Source organism: Halospina denitrificans, assembly GCF_004364635.1.
Taxonomy (GTDB): Bacteria; Pseudomonadota; Gammaproteobacteria; order Pseudomonadales; family Oleiphilaceae; genus Halospina; species Halospina denitrificans.
Map to the genome: position 1 here is coordinate 620102 of NZ_SOAX01000001.1, position 17330 is coordinate 637431.

Annotated in this window: 13 protein-coding genes; 6 read left to right on the plus strand and 7 right to left on the minus strand. The window is 62.9% G+C overall.

Annotated elements, in window-relative coordinates:
- The first annotated feature begins 22 nt into the window (after positions 1-22).
- Positions 23-409, plus strand: a complete 387-nt coding sequence (locus tag DES49_RS02935) for a RidA family protein (RefSeq protein ID WP_133734866.1) — start codon at positions 23-25, stop codon at positions 407-409.
- Here DES49_RS02935 and DES49_RS02940 read toward each other — a convergent pair.
- The 5 genes from DES49_RS02940 to DES49_RS02960 all read right to left on the minus strand — a co-directional run bounded on the left by DES49_RS02940 (position 393) and on the right by DES49_RS02960 (position 5603).
- Positions 393-1085 carry a 3'-5' exonuclease gene (locus DES49_RS02940; RefSeq protein ID WP_133734867.1) on the minus strand — a complete coding sequence of 231 codons (693 nt, stop codon included), beginning with the start codon at positions 1083-1085 and terminating at the stop codon, positions 393-395. The two genes, DES49_RS02935 and DES49_RS02940, sit on opposite strands and share 17 nt — an antisense overlap.
- Positions 1085-2944 (minus strand): DUF294 nucleotidyltransferase-like domain-containing protein, encoded by a 1860-nt coding sequence (locus tag DES49_RS02945; protein WP_133734868.1) that lies wholly within the window; start codon positions 2942-2944, stop codon positions 1085-1087. Before DES49_RS02945 ends, DES49_RS02940 begins: the two co-directional genes overlap by 1 nt.
- The gene (locus tag DES49_RS02950; RefSeq protein WP_133734869.1) at positions 2941-3435 is read right to left on the minus strand and encodes a hypothetical protein; all 495 of its coding nucleotides are present in this window, start codon (positions 3433-3435) and stop codon (positions 2941-2943) included. Before DES49_RS02950 ends, DES49_RS02945 begins: the two co-directional genes overlap by 4 nt.
- Positions 3436-3579: 144 nt before the next feature.
- Positions 3580-5313 carry a sodium:solute symporter family protein gene (locus DES49_RS02955; RefSeq protein ID WP_133734870.1) on the minus strand — a complete coding sequence of 578 codons (1734 nt, stop codon included), beginning with the start codon at positions 5311-5313 and terminating at the stop codon, positions 3580-3582.
- 11 nt (positions 5314-5324) lie between these two features.
- Positions 5325-5603 (minus strand): DUF4212 domain-containing protein, encoded by a 279-nt coding sequence (locus tag DES49_RS02960; RefSeq protein ID WP_133734871.1) that lies wholly within the window; start codon positions 5601-5603, stop codon positions 5325-5327.
- Between the two features lie 251 nt (positions 5604-5854).
- Between DES49_RS02960 and acs the strand changes: the two genes are divergently transcribed.
- The 3 genes from acs to DES49_RS02975 all read left to right on the plus strand — a co-directional run bounded on the left by acs (position 5855) and on the right by DES49_RS02975 (position 9837).
- A complete protein-coding gene (gene acs / locus DES49_RS02965; protein WP_133734872.1) occupies positions 5855-7819 on the plus strand; it encodes an acetate--CoA ligase in 1965 nt (654 codons plus the stop codon).
- Between the two features lie 137 nt (positions 7820-7956).
- Positions 7957-8613: a response regulator gene (locus DES49_RS02970; RefSeq protein WP_133734873.1), complete on the plus strand. Its 657-nt coding sequence runs from the start codon at positions 7957-7959 to the stop codon at positions 8611-8613.
- Between the two features lie 87 nt (positions 8614-8700).
- Positions 8701-9837, plus strand: coding sequence for an alpha/beta fold hydrolase (locus tag DES49_RS02975; protein WP_133734874.1), 1137 nt, complete (start codon positions 8701-8703; stop codon positions 9835-9837).
- A 4-nt stretch (positions 9838-9841) separates the two neighbouring features.
- Here DES49_RS02975 and DES49_RS02980 read toward each other — a convergent pair whose 3' ends face one another.
- The gene (locus tag DES49_RS02980) at positions 9842-13333 is read right to left on the minus strand and encodes a PAS-domain containing protein (protein ID WP_133734875.1); all 3492 of its coding nucleotides are present in this window, start codon (positions 13331-13333) and stop codon (positions 9842-9844) included.
- Between the two features lie 26 nt (positions 13334-13359).
- A complete protein-coding gene (locus tag DES49_RS02985) occupies positions 13360-14211 on the minus strand; it encodes an NAD(P)H-binding protein (RefSeq protein ID WP_243864842.1) in 852 nt (283 codons plus the stop codon).
- Between the two features lie 68 nt (positions 14212-14279).
- On the opposite strand from DES49_RS02985, the gene DES49_RS02990 reads away from it, so the two are divergent.
- Together DES49_RS02990 and recG are read left to right on the plus strand one after the other, a co-directional pair.
- Positions 14280-15245, plus strand: a complete 966-nt coding sequence (locus DES49_RS02990) for a hydrogen peroxide-inducible genes activator (protein ID WP_133734877.1) — start codon at positions 14280-14282, stop codon at positions 15243-15245.
- Positions 15246-15248: 3 nt separating this feature from the next.
- Complete coding sequence (recG, locus tag DES49_RS02995) at positions 15249-17327, plus strand: ATP-dependent DNA helicase RecG (protein WP_133734878.1); 2079 nt, start codon at positions 15249-15251, stop codon at positions 17325-17327.
- Positions 17328-17330: the final 3 nt, after the last annotated feature.

The following is a 17330-nucleotide window of genomic DNA, read 5'->3' on the forward strand; positions in this document are numbered from 1 at the left end:
GAGCAGAGGAAATAACTGCGTCATGACCAACAAATCCATCATCCAGACCGATAACGCACCCCAGGCGATCGGGACCTACTCCCAGGCCGTGAAGGCTGGCGATACCATCTACCTTTCCGGCCAGATCCCGCTGGACCCCGCGACCATGGAGATCGTCCCCGGCGGGATCGATGCCCAGATCAAGCGCGTATTCGAGAACCTGAAGGCGGTCTGTGAAGCCTCGGGCGGCACCATCCAGGATATGGTCAAGCTGCATATCTACCTGACGGACATCAACCACTTTGCCAATGTGAATGAGGCCATGGCCACGGTTTACAAGGAGCCCTATCCGGCGCGCGCCGCCATTGGGGTTGCTTCGCTTCCCAAGGGGGCTCAGGTGGAAATGGACGGGGTCATGGTCTTGAAGTAAGACAGTCCCGGACCTTCGGGCCCGGACTGCCGTAGTGATTCGCCCAGGCCAGGAACAGCTCCGCCGTTGCCAGGGCGTCCTCGAGGGCATTGTGGGCCTGGCTGTCAGGCAGTCCATAGCGCTCCCGGCACGTGTTGAGCCTCAGGGCGTGCCGGGGCATGTTCTGCTCACGCTGGAAGAGGCGCTTTTTCTCCAGCTCCAGAGTATCCGCGGTCGGGTGGAACCAGTCGAAGCCGAACTGCTCCTTCAGGGCCGAGCGAAGGAAACCCGTATCCAGCGGCGAATGGTGCATCAGCGCGATCCGGCCATTGAGCGCGCGTGCCAGCATCCGCAGGGCGGCCGGCAGATCCACTCCCTCCGATCGGTCCGAGTCACGGATGTGGTGGATGGTCGCGCTGTCGCCGACCAGGTTGCGGCTGTCGATCAACAGGTGACGGGCCGTATTGAGCTGAATGCTCCCGCCCTCAATGGCGACCCAGCCAATGCTGATGACGTACCCCGTCCGTGGATCCAGCCCGGTCGTTTCCAGGTCAACGGCAAGCCAGCTGGCTTCATTCCAGGGCTGTTTGCCGGCGGGCCAGGGCATGTCCAGCAGCTTCTGAAGCGCCGGTTCCGGGAAAGGGTGTCGGGCATAGCGGTGTCGAGCCCAGTGACGCCTCAGGCGTGTCAGCCACATCAGCGCATGCCCTGACGATAGGTTAGACGCACTGACTTCTGGGCGCTGTCCACGAGCTGGAAGGCATCGCGCATCTGTTCGCGCGCCAGTTTGGGCAGTTTCTGGGGATTGCAGTGATTGCTCAGGGGTTCACCCTCGCGAATCTGGTCCGCCTGGATCTGGAGGCGCACCTGCATCAGAAAGCGCAGGGCGTCCTGCAGGTTACGGCTGTCGTAGCGGGTCATGCGTTTCGACCGGGCCAGCTCCTGAAGGCGCTCCAGCGTATTGATCCGGTCGATGCCCGCTGCCAGGGCGTTGAGCCGGGTAATCTCGATGATCGGGAGCAACCCGCGCTTCTTGATATTGAGCGTATCCTTGTGGTCGCCGTTGCGCTCAACCACCAGTCGCCGGAATATGCCAATGGGCGGGGTTGCCTCCAGTACGTTCTCTGCCAGGGCTGCCTGGAAGATGGAGTTGGCCTGAACCCGCTCCAGCATATGACTCTGGACCTGGTGGGTCAGTTCGTCCTCCCCATTGACGGTGCGCAGGTCGAACGCGATGCTGATTTCCATGACGGAATTCGGGTTGAAGCTCGACACCCAGTGGTCCACGGCTTCATACCAGCCGGAGAGCCGGCGGCGCCAGAACGGATTGGTCGCCATGACATTGCCGGGGCAGTAGACATAGCCACAGTCGTTGAGACCGTCACTGACGCGATGCGCCAGGGCCTCGAACCACTTCATGTCCTCGTCGGTGGCTTCATTGCTGATGATGAGGCCATTATCCTGGTCGGCGTTGAGCAGTTGTTCCGCCCGCGCCTGGGAACCGAAGCAGAGCCAGGCATAGGGAACGGGGGCGGGCCCCAGATCGCGGACCGCGATGTCGATCAGGCGGTTGGTTACCGCATCACTGATTGCCGTGAGGATATGGCTGACCTGGTCGGCAGGCACCCCGGCATCGTTCCAGCGCAGCAGGAACTGGGGGATATCGCGCAGCACCCCCTTCATGGCGCTAACGGACTCCTGGCGCGTCAGCCGCTGCACGATATAGACCGGGTCATCCTGGCGGGCGCTGATCAGGTCCGAGGTGGTCAGTATGCCCACCGCCTTCTCGTCCCGCACCACGGGCAGGTGGTGCATGCCGTGGCGGGTCATCAGCAGGGTGGCGTCAAAAATGGTTGCCTTTTCAGTCAGGTGCTGGGGATCCGGCGTCATGATGTCGGCTACTGGTGTCTCCGGTGGCAGGCGTGCGGCCAGGACCCGCGTGCGCAGGTCCCGGTCGGTAACAATGCCCACCAACCGTTCGCCATCAAGTACCAGCGCCGACGAGACCCGACGGTTGGACATCAACCCCGCGAGCTCGCAAACCGGCGTCTGGGTCGTGGTCGTCACCAGGTCCGTAGCCATCAGCGAGGTGATCGGCACCAGCATGCTGTCCGGCGAGACCATGCTGCGGGTGGCACGGAACAGCCGACGGCTGCGCTGGCCATGAAAGAACCGGTCGAAGTTCCGGTAATGGCTGCGCAGCTGCTGGTAATCCTCCTGGGGCAGGAAATAGATCAGGCTGTCCTCGATCAGTACGGCTCGTACGCCCGGTTCCTGCTGCAGCAGCCCGCTGAGGGCGAAGCTCTCGCCCTCGGCCAGGCGATCCAGAAGCTCCCCGTCCTGGCTTCGGATCTCAACGGCGCCACTGCGCAGGATGCGCAATCCCTGCTCCCGCGTCTTCTCGTTGAATACATGGCCGTTACGGAAGTAGCCAATCTCCATGTGATGCACAATGCGCTCAACCTCGCCCTCGGGAAGGACATTGAACGGCAGTGTCTGGCGGAGGAAATCCGCTACGGAGGCCAGCTCAGGTGGCAGGGACTGGGTTTCGGTCATTGTCGGAAGTCCTCCCCGAAACTGGTTTCGTAATCAATGAATACCGTCGCCGTCTCACCGTAATAGCTTGTGCCATCCGCCTTCGCCAGAACCCGCATACGGGCTTTGGTGCTGGCCTCGCCGGGGATGACACCCTGCCAGCGTTTGCGTCCTTCGCCCGCCAGCTCCAGCGGGGTCTGCTCGGCCTCGTCCGCGCCCGGGTTGACCCAACCCATGCTTACGCCTTCCAGGGGGTGGGCCGATTCCAACTGCACTGCGAGCTCGCCCTCGCCCGCGCGATCCACCTGGACGTTGAGCTCGAAGTTGCCGTTACTCATGGTGCAGGTGCCGCTCTCATAACGGCAGTTGGAATCTCCCAGAAGCTCGTAGCCCAGGCCTTCCTTCGCCTTTTCTTTTTTATCACCCAGCATGGTATCGGCGGCATACCAGGCCATGATGGCCAGAAAGGGGGCGACCAGGAAGGCGATAATGAAATGGAAATTGCGGAACATGCATGGCCTCTGTTCAGGGGAAAGCGGAATTGCCGGGGCAGCGTCCTTTGTGGACCTGGGCGCTCTCCCGGCACCTCCAATCAGGGTAGCTGAAAAAGACAGTGCTGCCGAAGCAGCACTGTCTCAGGGTTGAACCGGACTGGTTCAGTGACCGCCGGAGGCGAGGGAAGCCCCCACCGGCACCCGCACGTCGTCCACGATGTGCTGGATGTTCTCCGGAGGTTCGGGTGTCACCTTGCACACGGCCATGGCCACGATGAAGTTCACGATGGCGCCAACCGCACCGAAGGCGTTGGGCGAGATGCCGAAGAACCAGTTCGGATCGAGGCTGCCCAGGAAGGACGTGCTCTCGACGAACATGATGCCCTTGTGCTGGAACACGTAGAGCAGGTTCACGGTCAGGCCCGCCAGCATGCCGGCGATGGCGCCTTCCTTGTTCATCTTCTTGTAGAAGATACCGAACATCAGGGCCGGGAACAGGCTGGCGGCTGCAAGCCCGAAGGCCAGTGCCACTGTCCCCGCCGCGAAGCCGGGCGGATTGAAGCCCAGGTAACCGGCCACCGCGATCGAGCCCGCCATCGAGAGCCGTCCCGCGAGCAGCTCGTTCTTCTCCGAGATGTCCGGCTTGAACACCCCTTTCAGCAGGTCGTGGGAGACCGCCGAGGAGATGGCCAGCAACAGACCCGCTGCCGTGGACAGGGCGGCGGCGAGACCACCGGCGGCCACGATCGCGATTACCCAGTCGGGCAGCATGGCGATCTCGGGGTTGGCCAGAACGATGATGTCACGGTTGAGCTCGGTGACTTCGTTCTCGTCCTCGTTGGAGCTGTAGGTGATGGTGCCGTCGTTATCCTTGTCCGTGAACTCGATGAGTCCGGTCTGCTCCCAGTTCTTCACCCACTGGGGCCGCTCCTCGTAAACCATCTCGGTAGCCTCGGTGGTGCCGAAGGTCTCCATCAGGTTCAGGCGGGCCATGGCGCCAACGGCGGGGGCAGTGGTGTACAGAATGGCGATGAACACCAGCGCCCAGCCGGCGGAGGAACGCGCCGCCTTGACGGTCGGAACCGTGAAGAAGCGGATGATGACGTGGGGCAGGCCGGCGGTACCGATCATCAGCGAGAGCGTGTAGAAGAACATGTTGATGCGGTTGTGTTCATTCACGGCCACGTACTCGGCAAAACCCAGCTCGTTGAGGACCTGGTCCAGGCGGTCCAGCACATAGGTGCCGTGTTCGGTCAGCTGCGCGCCCAGGCCGATCTGCGGCAGTGCCCAGCCTGTCATTTCCAGTGAGATGAAGATTGCCGGAATGGTGTAGGCCGTGATCATCACGCAGTACTGGGCAATCTGGGTGTAGGTAATCCCCTTCATGCCGCCCATGACCGCGTAGAAGAACACGATCAGCATGCCGATCGACAGACCCACCTCATAGCTCACCTCGAGGAAGCGAGAGAAGGCAACGCCAGTACCGGTCATCTGGCCGATGACGTAGGTCAGCGAGGCCAGGATCAGGCAGATAACGCCGATGACGCGGGCCGTGTTGGAGTAGTACCGGTCGCCCAGGAACTCGGGCACCGTGAACTTGCCGAACTTGCGCAGGTAGGGAGCAAGCAGCATCGCCAGAAGCACGAAGCCGCCGGTCCAGCCCATGAGGAAGACCGAGCCGCCGTAGCCGAGGAAGGCGATGAGGCCGGCCATGGAGATAAAGCTCGCTGCGGACATCCAGTCGGCTGCCGTGGCCATGCCGTTGGCAACCGGATGGACGCCCTTGGAGGCGACGTAGAATTCGCGGGTGGAACCCGCCTTGCAGTAAACGGCAATGCCAAGATAGAGCGCGAACGTGGCGCCCACAACAATATAGATCAGTGTCTGCTGGTCCATGGTGAGCCCCTTTACTTCGCGTCTTCAGTTTCCTGGACGCCGTATTTCCGGTCCAGCCGGTCCATGAGTTTCGCGTACACGAAGATCAGCACCACGAAGGTGACGATCGAGCCCTGCTGCGCGAACCAGAAACCAAGCGGGTAACCGCCGATGTGGATGGCGTTGAGCGCCTCGGCAAAGATGATGCCGCAGCCGAAGGACACAAAGGCCCAGATGGCGAGCAATCCGCCGATGATGCGCAGATTGTCACGCCAGTACTGCTTTTTGAGTGTTTCATTCTGGAATGCCATCAGCATTTCCCCCCTTTCTTGTTGTCAACGCGTGGACGGTGGGATCACCGCTACCCCACAGCTTTGTTCCCTTTTCGTAATCACTCCATACGACTTTGGTCTAAATCCGTGCCCGGAGGCCCGTCAGAGCCTGCAAAACCGGGGCGTTGGCGCGTTTAGACCATGGTCTAATACCCATCACAGGTTAGCTTCCCGACACTGGGAGAACAGAGATACCGAATCAGTATCCGCTAACAACGAAGGAGGCTGTGATGAGTGACGAGGCGGTTTACCCGGTCACGGATCATTTCAGGAACAAGGCCCTGGTGGACAGGGATACCTACGAATCCATGTACCAGCGTTCCATTGAGGACCCGGAGGGGTTCTGGGCCGAGCAGGCCAAGCGGCTGGACTGGATCAAGCCATTCAGTCGGGTGAAGGATGTGTCCTTTGCCCGGAACGACGTGCACATCCGCTGGTTCGACGATGGCACCCTCAACGCTGCCGCCAACTGCATCGACCGTCACCTGGAGCAGCGCAGCGGCCAGCCGGCCATCATCTGGGAGCCGGATGAGGAAGGCGGGGAGAATCGGGTTATTACCTACGGTGAGCTGCACCGCGAGGTCTCGAAGCTGGCCAATGGTCTCAAGTCGCTGGGCGTTCGCAAGGGCGATATAGTGACGCTCTACATGCCCATGGTACCCGAGGCGGCCTACGCCATGCTGGCCTGTGCCCGCATCGGCGCCATTCACAGCGTTGTGTTCGGTGGTTTCTCGCCGGAGGCACTGTCCGGGCGGATTGATGATGGTGGCTCGCGTGTCGTGATTACCTCCGATGAGGCGAAGCGTGGCGGCAAGACGGTTCCGCTGAAACAGAACGTGGACGAGGCGGTTTCGCTGTGTCGCGAGTCAAAGGTTGAGAGCGTTATCACGCTCAAGCACACCGGCGCGGATGTCAGCTTCGACGCAAACCGGGATTGCTGGTACCACGAGCTGGTCGGCAAGCAGTCCGAGGATTGCCCCGTGGAGGAGATGAATGCCGAGGATACGCTCTTCGTGCTCTATACCTCGGGCTCCACCGGCAAGCCCAAGGGTGTCGTCCATACCACCGGTGGTTATCTGCTGCACACTGCCATCACCCACGAATACGTCTTCGACTACCGCCCTGGTGAGGTCTTCTGGTGCAGTGCGGACGTGGGCTGGATTACCGGCCACTCCTACGTGGTCTATGGGCCGCTGGCCAACGGTGGCACCACCATGATGTTCGAGGGCGTGCCCAATTACCCCGACGTGGGCCGGCTGAGCCGGATTATCGACAAGTACAAGGTTGCGACCTTCTATACGGCACCGACGGCCATCCGCTCGCTGATGGCGGAAGGGGACAAGCCCGTGGCCGGTGCGGACCTGAGCTCCCTGAAGCTGCTGGGTACCGTCGGCGAGCCCATCAACCCCGAGGCCTGGCGCTGGTTCCACCAGAAGTTCGGCAAGGGCCAGTGCCCGATTGTGGATACCTGGTGGCAGACCGAGACCGGCGGCATCCTGATTTCGCCGCTGCCGGGCGCCACGGACCTGAAGCCCGGGTCGGCCACCAAGCCCTTCTTCGGCGTCAAGCCGGCGTTGATGGATGCCGAAGGCAATGAGCTGGAAGGCGCGACCTCCGGTGGCCTGGTCCTGAAAGACAGCTGGCCCGGACAGATGCGGACCATCCTGCACAATCACGACCGCTTCGTGGAAACCTACTTCTCCACCTATGAAGGCGCCTACTTCACGGGTGACGGCGCACGCCGGGACGAGGACGGCTACTACTGGATCACCGGCCGTGTGGATGACGTGCTCAACGTCTCCGGGCACCGCATGGGTACCGCCGAGGTGGAAAGCGCCCTGGTTGCCCATGACGCGGTTGCCGAGGCGGCCGTGGTCGGGTGCCCGCATGAGATCAAGGGGCAGGGCATTTACGTCTACGTGACCCTGAACCAGGACAGCTCGCCAAGTGACGAGCTGGCGAAGGAGCTCAAGCAGTGGGTGCGCAAGGAGATCGGCCCCATTGCCACGCCAGACGTGATCCAGTGGGCGGACGGTCTGCCCAAGACCCGCTCGGGCAAGATCATGCGCCGCATCCTGCGCAAGATCGCCTCGGACGAGTTCGATCAGCTGGGTGACACCTCCACCCTGGCGGACCCGAACGTGGTTGATGACCTGATTGAAGGGCATCGTGTTGCCGCGGAAAGCAAAGGCTGATCGCACCCCCGGCATTCCCGGCAACCGGCCTCTCGTGCCGGCTGCCGGGCTTCCAGTCCCTGGATTGCATTCCTGCATAAGGGGGACTATGGTCAATGGATTGAACAGACCCTGCGAACTGCTTGAACCATGACTCCATGACAACCCTTATCATCGCCGATGACCATCCGCTGTTCCGTTCCGCACTCAAGGATGTGATTCGTCAGGTCTATCCCGAGGGTGTACTGGAGGAAGCGTCGGATTTCGCGGAGCTCCAGGACCGGATGGCGGCCACCCCGGACGCGGACCTGGTACTGCTGGACCTGCACATGCCCGGCGCCCACGGGTTCAGTGCCCTCCTGTTCCTCACTGCCCATTACCCGGATACGTCCGTACTGATGATTTCAGCCAATGAGCGGGATGACATCGTCCGCCGTTCGGCGGACCACGGTGCGGCGGGGTTCATTTCCAAGAGCGCCAGCATGGATGCGATCGGCGAGGCCATTCGTGCCGTGGCGCGGGGCGACCTGCGCTTCCCGGACGGCATTGACCTGGCGGTGCCCGGCGTTACCAGCGAGGAATCCGGCGTCGCCGACGCCCTTTCCGAGCTCACGCCACAGCAGTTCCGGGTGGCCACCATGATCAGCCAGGGCCTTCTGAACAAGCAGATCGCCTACGAACTCAGCGTGACCGAGGCGACGGTCAAAGCTCACGTTACCGAGATATTCCGCAAGCTGGGGGTGCATTCGCGTACTCAGGCGGCATTGAAGCTGGGGCAACTGGACCTTTCCGACAGCTCACAGGACGATGACTGAGGCAGGTTGTCGGTCGGGTCAATGCGGCGCCCGATTGGTTTGCTAGGATGAAGACCTTATCACGAGCCATTCAAGCGCGGAGTAGGCATGATCACGACCCTTGTGAATGAATCACTGGAGACGTTCGAAAAAGTGGCACGCAATGCCCGTCAGCGTTTCCTGAATCCGGAAACCCTGGTGCAGGCGGAGCAGACGCCCTATGAGGTGATCTTCAGCGATGACCTCGTCAGTCTGCGCTATTATCCCCCGCTTCGGGATCATTACATCAAGGTGGGCGACGATGACGAACCGCTGGCGGTTGCGCAGGAGGCCTACCCCATACCCCTGGTTCTGGTTGCGCCGCTCGCCGTCAACATGTCCATCTACGATCTCTTCCCCAACCGCAGCCTGGTACGCTATCTGCGCGCCAAGGGGTTTGAGCTCTACCTGATCGACTGGGGTACCCCGGGGTGGGCGCACAACCACTACGACATCGCCACCTATTTCAGCGACTACATCCCGCAGCTCCTCGATGAAGTGCAGGCGCACAGCGGGGCCGAGGAGGTCTCTCTCCACGGCTGGAGCTTTGGCGCCCTGTTCAGCTACTGTGCGGCGGCGCTGGATGACGGCCGGATCCGCAACCTGGTTCTGGTTGGCAGTCCCTGTGATTACCATGCCAACGGCGCCATTGGTAAACAGTACCAGCAGATCTCGCGGACCCTGAACTGGCTGGAATCCCGGCTCGGATTCCGGGTGCACCAGACACGCCGGCGCTTCTGGCGCTCCCCCGGCTGGGCCAATGCCACGGCCTTCAAGCTGACCTCGCCGATCAGCAGCCTCCAGAATTACATGGACCTGCTGAAGAACCTGCATTCCGAGGAGTACATCACCCGCAATGCCACCCAGGGCGCCTTCCTGAACGATATGGTGGCGTACCCGGGCGGAGTCATACAGGACACGGTGCAGTATCTCTGGGTTGATAACTGCACGGCCCATGGGGATCTGCCGATGCATGAGCCGCCCCGGACCCTGAAGGACGTCAAGGCCGATATCATGCTGGTCTACGGGGATAACGACCCGCTGGTCACCCCCGAGTGCAGCCGTGCGATTGTGGACCAGGTGGGCAGTCGCGATATTGAGCAGGCACTGGTCCCCGGTGGCCATATGGGCATTCTTGCGGGCAGCGCCGCGCCCAGGGCCATCTGGCCCCAGGTGGCGGACTGGCTTGAAAGGCGTTCCAGCTAGCGGGTCAGCGCCGCCGTCGCAGCAGCCGCCGCAGGGTGAGTCGCAGCGATGCGGCGTCCACGGGTTTGGCCAGGAAACGGTATCCCGCCTTATGCACCGCACTCCGGATCGGGTCGCTGTCATCCGCGCTGATGATCAGTACCGGAACCGTCGTGTTCCAGTTCAGCATCAAAGCCTGGGCAACAGCAATTCCCGTCTCATGCTGATCCAGGTGGTAATCCGCAATCAACAGGTCCGGCGCCTTGTCCGGGCGTCGCTGCATGGCTTCGCTCAGCGATGACGCCGTAATCACCCGGCATCCGAACTGTCCAAGCAGGGCCTGCAGGCCGGCGAGCAGATGCGGTTCGTTATCGATACAGATGAGTTCCAGCCCTTCGAGCTGAGGGTCGGAAGCCGTGGGCTTGTCCGCCCTGGTGGTCTCGGATTCGCCCCGGGGGATGGTCAGTCCGAACATGGAGCCTTTTCCCGGTGCGGAGCGGCATGCGAGCGGGTGTTCCAGCAGTCGTGCAATGCGCATGGCGATGGGCAGGCCCAGGCCTAGGCCGTGGACATCCCGGGTGGCATCGGTGTGCAGGCGCTCGAATTCATCGAATATCCGTTTCTGGTCCGTCTCGGTAATCCCCGGCCCGGTATCCCAGACCTGAATGCTCACCGAGCCCTCGCTGCGGCGGCAACCCACCAGGACCCGTCCCCTGCGGGTGTAGTTGATGGCGTTGCTCAGGAAGTTCTGGATGACCCGCCGCAGCAGGTGTGGGTCCGTCTGGACCCAGAGTGTAGTGGGTATGTAGTCCAGGCGTATGCCTTTGCGTTCCGCCGTCATCCGGAATTCATTCACCAGCTCCTCCAGGATGCTGGCAACGGAGACATTGCCGACACTGGGTTCGAGTCGCCCTGAATCCAGCCGTGAGATTTCCCTCAGGTGGCTGATCAGTGTCTCGGCCGAGGCCAGGGCGCTGTCGATGTGCCTGAGTTCGGAGGGTGTCTCCTCGCCCTGGCGGCGGAGCAGCGTGGAGGATAGCAGCCGGGCGGCGTTGATGGGTTGGAGCAGGTCATGGCTTGCACCGGCCAGGAAACGGCTCTTACTGGTATGGACCTCGTGGAGCTCCTGCTCGATACGGGCCCGCAGCTCGTTTTCCCTCTGGAGCGACTCGTTGGCGTCGGACAGCTCGGCGGTCCGTTCGTGGACGCGCTGTTCCAGGTTGGATTTGGCCTCTTCCAGCTCGGTCATGACCCGGTGGTACTCGGAGACGTCATTGTACGCGGTCACATAGCCCCCGGATGGGATGGGCTTGCCCCGGATCTCGATCACGCCGCCATCCGGCATATGGCGTTCCAGCCGGTAGGGGCGGCCGCTTCTAAGCATCTGCAGGCGGCGGTCCACCGCGGCGTTGATGTTGTTGTTGCGCACATCGGAGAGCAGCCCGCGGGCGGCGTTGTATTCGTAGATCCGTGAAATGGGGCACCCCACATAGAGCAGTCGGGGCGGATAGTCGAAGAGCTTTTCATACTGGCTGTTCCAGGCCACCAGCTGCAGGTTGCGGTCGACGACGCTGATGCCCTGCGGGATGTTCTCCAGGGTGGTCTGGAGCAGGTGACGGGAGAACTGGAGCTGTTCGGAGGTGCCACCCATCAGGTCGGCGATGTCCTCCATCTGCAGCGGCGTCTGGCGCTCCAGCAACCGGATGGCCCGATGCGCCGAGGCCGCGCCGATGACCGAGGCGAGACGGGACTCGGTCGCACGCACGGTGTAGCGCGTCGCCCGATCAAAGGGCAGAAGCCGCTGTTCCTGCTCACGCTCGAGCTCCGCCCAGAGACGGGATGACTCGTATGGGCCCAGAACCGGGCGGATCAGGCTGTAAAGCTGGTGCAGACTCACCTCGGTCGGGGTCAGGTCCTCGTCGCTCAACGCGTACCCCGTGGATGGGTCCATAAAGGCACGCGCCTGGCGCTGATCCAGCTGGGTCATGCTTGAACGTTGGGACAGCACGACCAGACAGAGGATGTTGATGCCGAGACTCCAGAGCACCCCGTGGGTGAGTGGGTCCGTGAACTGGCCGGTACCCACGAGGTTCTCCGGCGCAAGCCAGGCAATCTGCCAGGGACCGTCGTTGACCCATCCGTTGCCGGACGGCGTCAGAATGGGCAGAAGCAGCGTGTAGAACCACACCAGGGTGCCGCTGACCAGCCCGGTCAGGACCCCGTTGCGGTGGGCTCCGGACCAGTAGAGGCCGGCGACGATGGCGGGCATGAGCTGGGCAGAGGAGGTGAAGGCCAGAAGTCCCATATAGGACAGCCCCTCCGAGAAGCGTGCCCCCTGCTCAAGAAGCCACCCGAGGAAGAGAATGCCCAGTATGGCGGCCTGGCGCACCTGTCCGAGGACGTTGCCAAGGTCGTTCCGCGGCCGGTTCATACGATCCCTGACCTTCAGGTAGACCGGCATGAACAGCTCGTTGGAAATCATCAGCGACAGGGCGATGGTGGCCACCAGTACCATGGCCGTGGCCGCCGACAGTGCGCCCACAAAGGCCACGGCGGTCAGCCATGAATGGCCGGTGACCGCGGGCAGCGCCAGCACATAACTGTCGCCGGGAATGGCCATGCCCGCCAGATGATGTCGTGCCGCTTCCACCAGCGGCAGCACCACGATTGCAAAGAGCGCCAGGTAGAGGGGGAACATCCAGCGTGCCCAGCGCGCCGACTGCTTGTCGTGGTATTCCACAACCAGCACATGGAACTGGCGCGGCAGGCAGATGATGGCGATGGCGCTGATCAGTAGCTGGGTATAGAAACTGGCATTGCCGAAGGTATCCATACGGAACGGGGAAGGGCCCTCCGGGATCGTCCCCGTATCCCCGGCGAGCAGCCAGAGTGCGAGCCCCCCCAGCAAAAGAAAAGCCAGCAGCTTCACGGCGGACTCTGCGGCAACCACGGCCAACAGTCCGCGATGGCGGTTGGCGCCGGCGATAACCCGGGTGCCGAAGGTGATGGCGAACCAGGCCAGGAAGAGCGCGGCAAAAAAACTGACGTTATTCCCAAGGCTGAAAGGCGCCTGCCAGTCCTGGGTGGTGGCGGAGCTCCAGGCCAGGGCGATGCCCCTCAGCTGCAGGGCGATGTAGGGCAGGGTGCCGATCAGGGCCACCACGGCCACGGCGGCGGCGAGTTTCTGGTCCTTGCCATAGCGTGAGCCAATGAAATCCGCGATCGAGGTGACCCGGTTGCGGCTTCCCGCCACGAGCAGACGCTGGATGAAGGGCCAGGCGAACAGGAACATCAGGATCGGGCCCAGATAGATGGGCAGGAAGGTCCAGCCGCTGTCGGCGGCGTTGCCCGCCGCCCCGAGGAAGGTCCAGGAGCTGCAATAGACCCCGAGGGACATGCCGTAAAGGAGACCCCGCGCCCTGTGGGGCCATCTCTCCGACTGCTCGGCCGCCCAGGCCAGCACAATCAGAAGAAGGGCGTAGAGGCCACCGAAGAGGATAAGTTCATTGCTCGCCATAACGGCTTACCCTGGAACTACTGATGTCAGGCGTCACGGAGCATGCTGGCATAACCTTCCCGGAAGGTTGGAAACAGGAACGAATAACCGGCCTCCCGAAGACGCCGGTTATCCGCGCGCTTGGAGCCCACGCGGCTGTCCTGGCGCGCGTCCGGTTTTACGGGCTCGCAGGCCACGGTTTCGCGGATCCAGGCCACAACGTTGCCGAGTCGGGCGGGTTCGCTGTCGCTGGCCAGGTAACACGGCGCCAGTTCGACGCCCTCAAGTGCCTTGTTGACCAGAAAACAGGTACTGCCGACCGCGTCGTCTTCATGGATACGGTTGGTATAGCCGCTGTTCGGGTTGGGCGCAATGCTGCCGTCGATCATTTTCGAAAGCATGCCGTCGCGCCCGTTGCCGTAGATGCCGGAAAAGCGGATGACGGTACCGGGGATCGGGCCGGCCGTCAGGCGCTGTTCCGCCTCCAGCAGGGCCTGACCGTTATAGCGGTTGGGTTCGGTTACACTGTCCTCGTTCACCCACTCGCCCTGGTTCTGGGAATAGACCGCCGTCGAGGATATGAAGAATACCCGTTTCGGAGGCGTCCTCTGCTTCCTGAGGGCATCAAGGAGGTTGGTCATGCCCTGGACGAAGGTATTGTGGTAGCCGGCTTCGTCGTACTGGTCCGGAGTAAGGCAGACGATCACGGCGTCCACCTCGGGGAGCCGTTCCGCCAGGCTTTGCGGGTCCAGGAGATCTGCCTGGATCGGCGTCAGTGGCAGCGGGACACGGCTGGCCTGTCGGCGCATGCCGAACACATGATGGTTCTCCGCCAGTGCCAGGCCAATGCGCTGGCCCAGAGTGCCACAGCCGGCCATGAGAATGCGGGCATCTTGCATTGCGCTGTCCCCTTTCATTTCTTATGCTGCAATAGAAAAATTTAATCACGCTGGGCCCGGGAGCGGCCATGACACTTACGGAACTTCGTTACATTGTAACCCTGGCTCGCGAGAAGCATTTTGGCCACGCGGCCGAACGCTGCCACGTCAGCCAGCCTACACTGAGTGTTGCCGTCAGGAAACTCGAGGATGAACTGGGCGTTCCCCTTTTCGAGCGCAGCAAGAACAGCATTCAGGTCACCGAGATCGGTCGTCGCATTGTGGACCAGGCCCAGCGTGTTCTCGACCAGGCGGGCGTTATCCAGGACCTGGCGGAAGACGGCAAGAATCAGCTCAATTCCCCGCTGAAAGTGGGGGCCATCTACACCATCGGTCCCTACCTTTTCCCGCACCTGCTTCCGGAGTTGCGTCGGGAGGCACCGGATATGCCGCTGTTCATCGAGGAAGGCTACACCGGTGAGCTGCGCTTCAAGCTGCGCCATTCGGAGCTCGATGCCATCATCGTGGCACTGCCCTTTGAGGAGCCCGAGGTGGTGACGCTGCCGCTCTACGATGAGCCCTTTGTGGTCCTGATGCCGTCGGAGCACCCCCTGGCCGCGCATGACACCATCAGCAGCGATCAGCTCGCGGACCAGCCGCTGCTGCTGCTCGGACCCGGTCACTGCTTCCGTGACCAGGTGCTGGAGTCGGTCCCCGAGCTGGTGGAAACCATCAATACCCGGCGCACGGAGTCAGGCGGCATTGTCACGGAAGGCAGCTCCCTCGAGACCATACGGCACATGGTGGCATCGGGGCTGGGAGTTACGGTGCTTCCCCTGTCGGCGGCTTCGGCGGTCAATTACCGGGAGGATATCCTGGCCGTTCGACCCTTCGAGCATCCGGTGCCCTCGCGGACCGTGGCGCTGGCGTGGCGCGTAACCTTTCCCCGGCCCAAGGCCATTGATGTGCTGGCCCGGGCCGCGGCCCAGTGTCGTTCCGTGACGGACGGGGAGTCGGACAGCGCCACGGCGCTTCGGCCACCGACGCGGAGCTGATCCATGGCCGGACCCGAAGCCATTGATGTGACGGTGCTCAAGGGTGTCGGGGATAAGCTCGCCCAGCGCCTCGCACGGCTGGGCATCCACAATCTCCAGGATCTGTTGTTCCACCTGCCCATCCGTTACGAGGACCGCACCCGGATCATGCCCATTGGCCAGTTGCACGTGGGCGATGCGGGTGTTGTTGAAGGCGAGGTGGTCAGCAGCGATGTGGTTACCGGGCGCCGACGCAGCCTCCAGGTGACTCTGCGGGACAACACCGGTTTCCTGGCCCTGCGGTTCTTCCATTTCAGTGCCGCCCAGCAACGCCAACTGGTTCCGGGTGCCCGTGTTCGCTGCTACGGCGAGGTGCGCCCGGGCCGGGCGGGACTGGAGCTCTACCATCCGGAATACCAGGTGAATCCCGGCCCTCTGCCAACCGGGGATCAGGCGACCCTGACGCCGGTCTATCCGCTGACGGAGGGGGTGCAGCAGCCACGAATGCGGGAACTGTGCCGCCAGGCCCTGGCGATGCTCGACCGCCACCCGATCCGGGAATGGCTTCCCGCCTCGCTTCTGCAGAACTATCAACTCCCGGAGATCAATGACGCCCTGCGTACCCTCCATGCCCCGCCGGTCAGTGCCGACACCACGGCATTGCTGGAATACCGCCATCCGGCGCGGCACCGGCTGGTCATGGAGGAGCTGCTGGCCCATCACCTGAGCCTGCTGAAAATCCGGGCCCAGGTGCAGTCCTGGCAGGCCCTGCCGTTGCTGCCGGGGCAGGCATCGCTGGAGCAGCAGTTCCGGGACTCCCTGGCCTTCAAGCTGACGGGGGCCCAGGAGCGGGTCAGCCGCGAGATCCGCCAGGACCTGACCCAGCCCCTGCCCATGCTGCGTCTGGTCCAGGGCGATGTGGGATCGGGGAAAACGGTGGTGGCGGCGCTGGCCGCCCTGCAGGCGATTGAGGCAGGCACCCAGGTGGCGCTGATGGCGCCAACGGAGATTCTTGCGGAGCAGCATTACCTGAGCTTCCGGGAGTGGCTGGCGCCCCTGGGCCTGACACCCGGCTGGCTTTCGGGGAAGACGCGTTCGCGCCAGCGCCAGGAGGTGCTCGCCGGGCTCGCCAGCGGTGAGGTCCCGATGGTCATCGGCACCCATGCCCTCTTTCAGGAGGATGTGGTTTTCCAGCGTCTGGCGCTGGTGATCATCGATGAGCAGCACCGGTTCGGCGTGCACCAGCGCCTCGCGCTCAAGCAGAAGGGTGCATCCGAGGCCACGGTGCCCCACCAGCTGATCATGACGGCAACCCCCATTCCGAGGACCCTGGCAATGAGCGCCTACGCGGACCTGGATACGTCCGTGATCGACGAGTTGCCGCCGGGGCGCCAGCCCATTGAAACCATTGCCCTGCCGGGATCACGGCGTGATGAGGTGGTGGAGCGCGTGCGGCGCGCCTGTGCGGAGGGCCGACAGGCCTACTGGGTCTGCACCCTGATCGAGGAGTCGGAAGCCATGCAGTGCCAGGCCGCCGAGGATACGGCGGCACGACTGCGCATTGAGCTGGAGGAACTGCGCGTCGGACTGGTGCACGGGCGCATGAAGGCATCGGAGAAAGCCGAGGTGATGGGTGCCTTCAAGGATGGGAACCTGGATCTGCTCGTCGCCACAACGGTGATCGAGGTGGGCGTGGATGTGCCCGCGGCCTCGCTGATCATCATCGAGAACCCGGAACGTCTTGGGCTGGCACAGCTCCATCAGCTGCGTGGCCGGGTGGGCCGGGGCAACCGGGACAGCTACTGCGTACTGCTCTATAACCCACCTCTGTCAGACAACGGCAAGGCGCGGCTCAAGGTGCTCCGCGAGAGCCAGGACGGATTCGAGATTGCCCAGCGAGACCTCGAAATCCGGGGCCCCGGGGAAGTGCTGGGGACCCGCCAGACAGGGCTGATGAACTTCCGTATCGCGGACTGGGAGCGCGATCAGCAGTGGCTGGAAGAAGTCCGGGGCATGGCGCCGGAGGTGATGCGGGAACCCGAGCGCGTGGATGCGCTTATCCGCCGGTGGCTGGGAGACCGTATCCGCTACGGTGACGTCTGACGT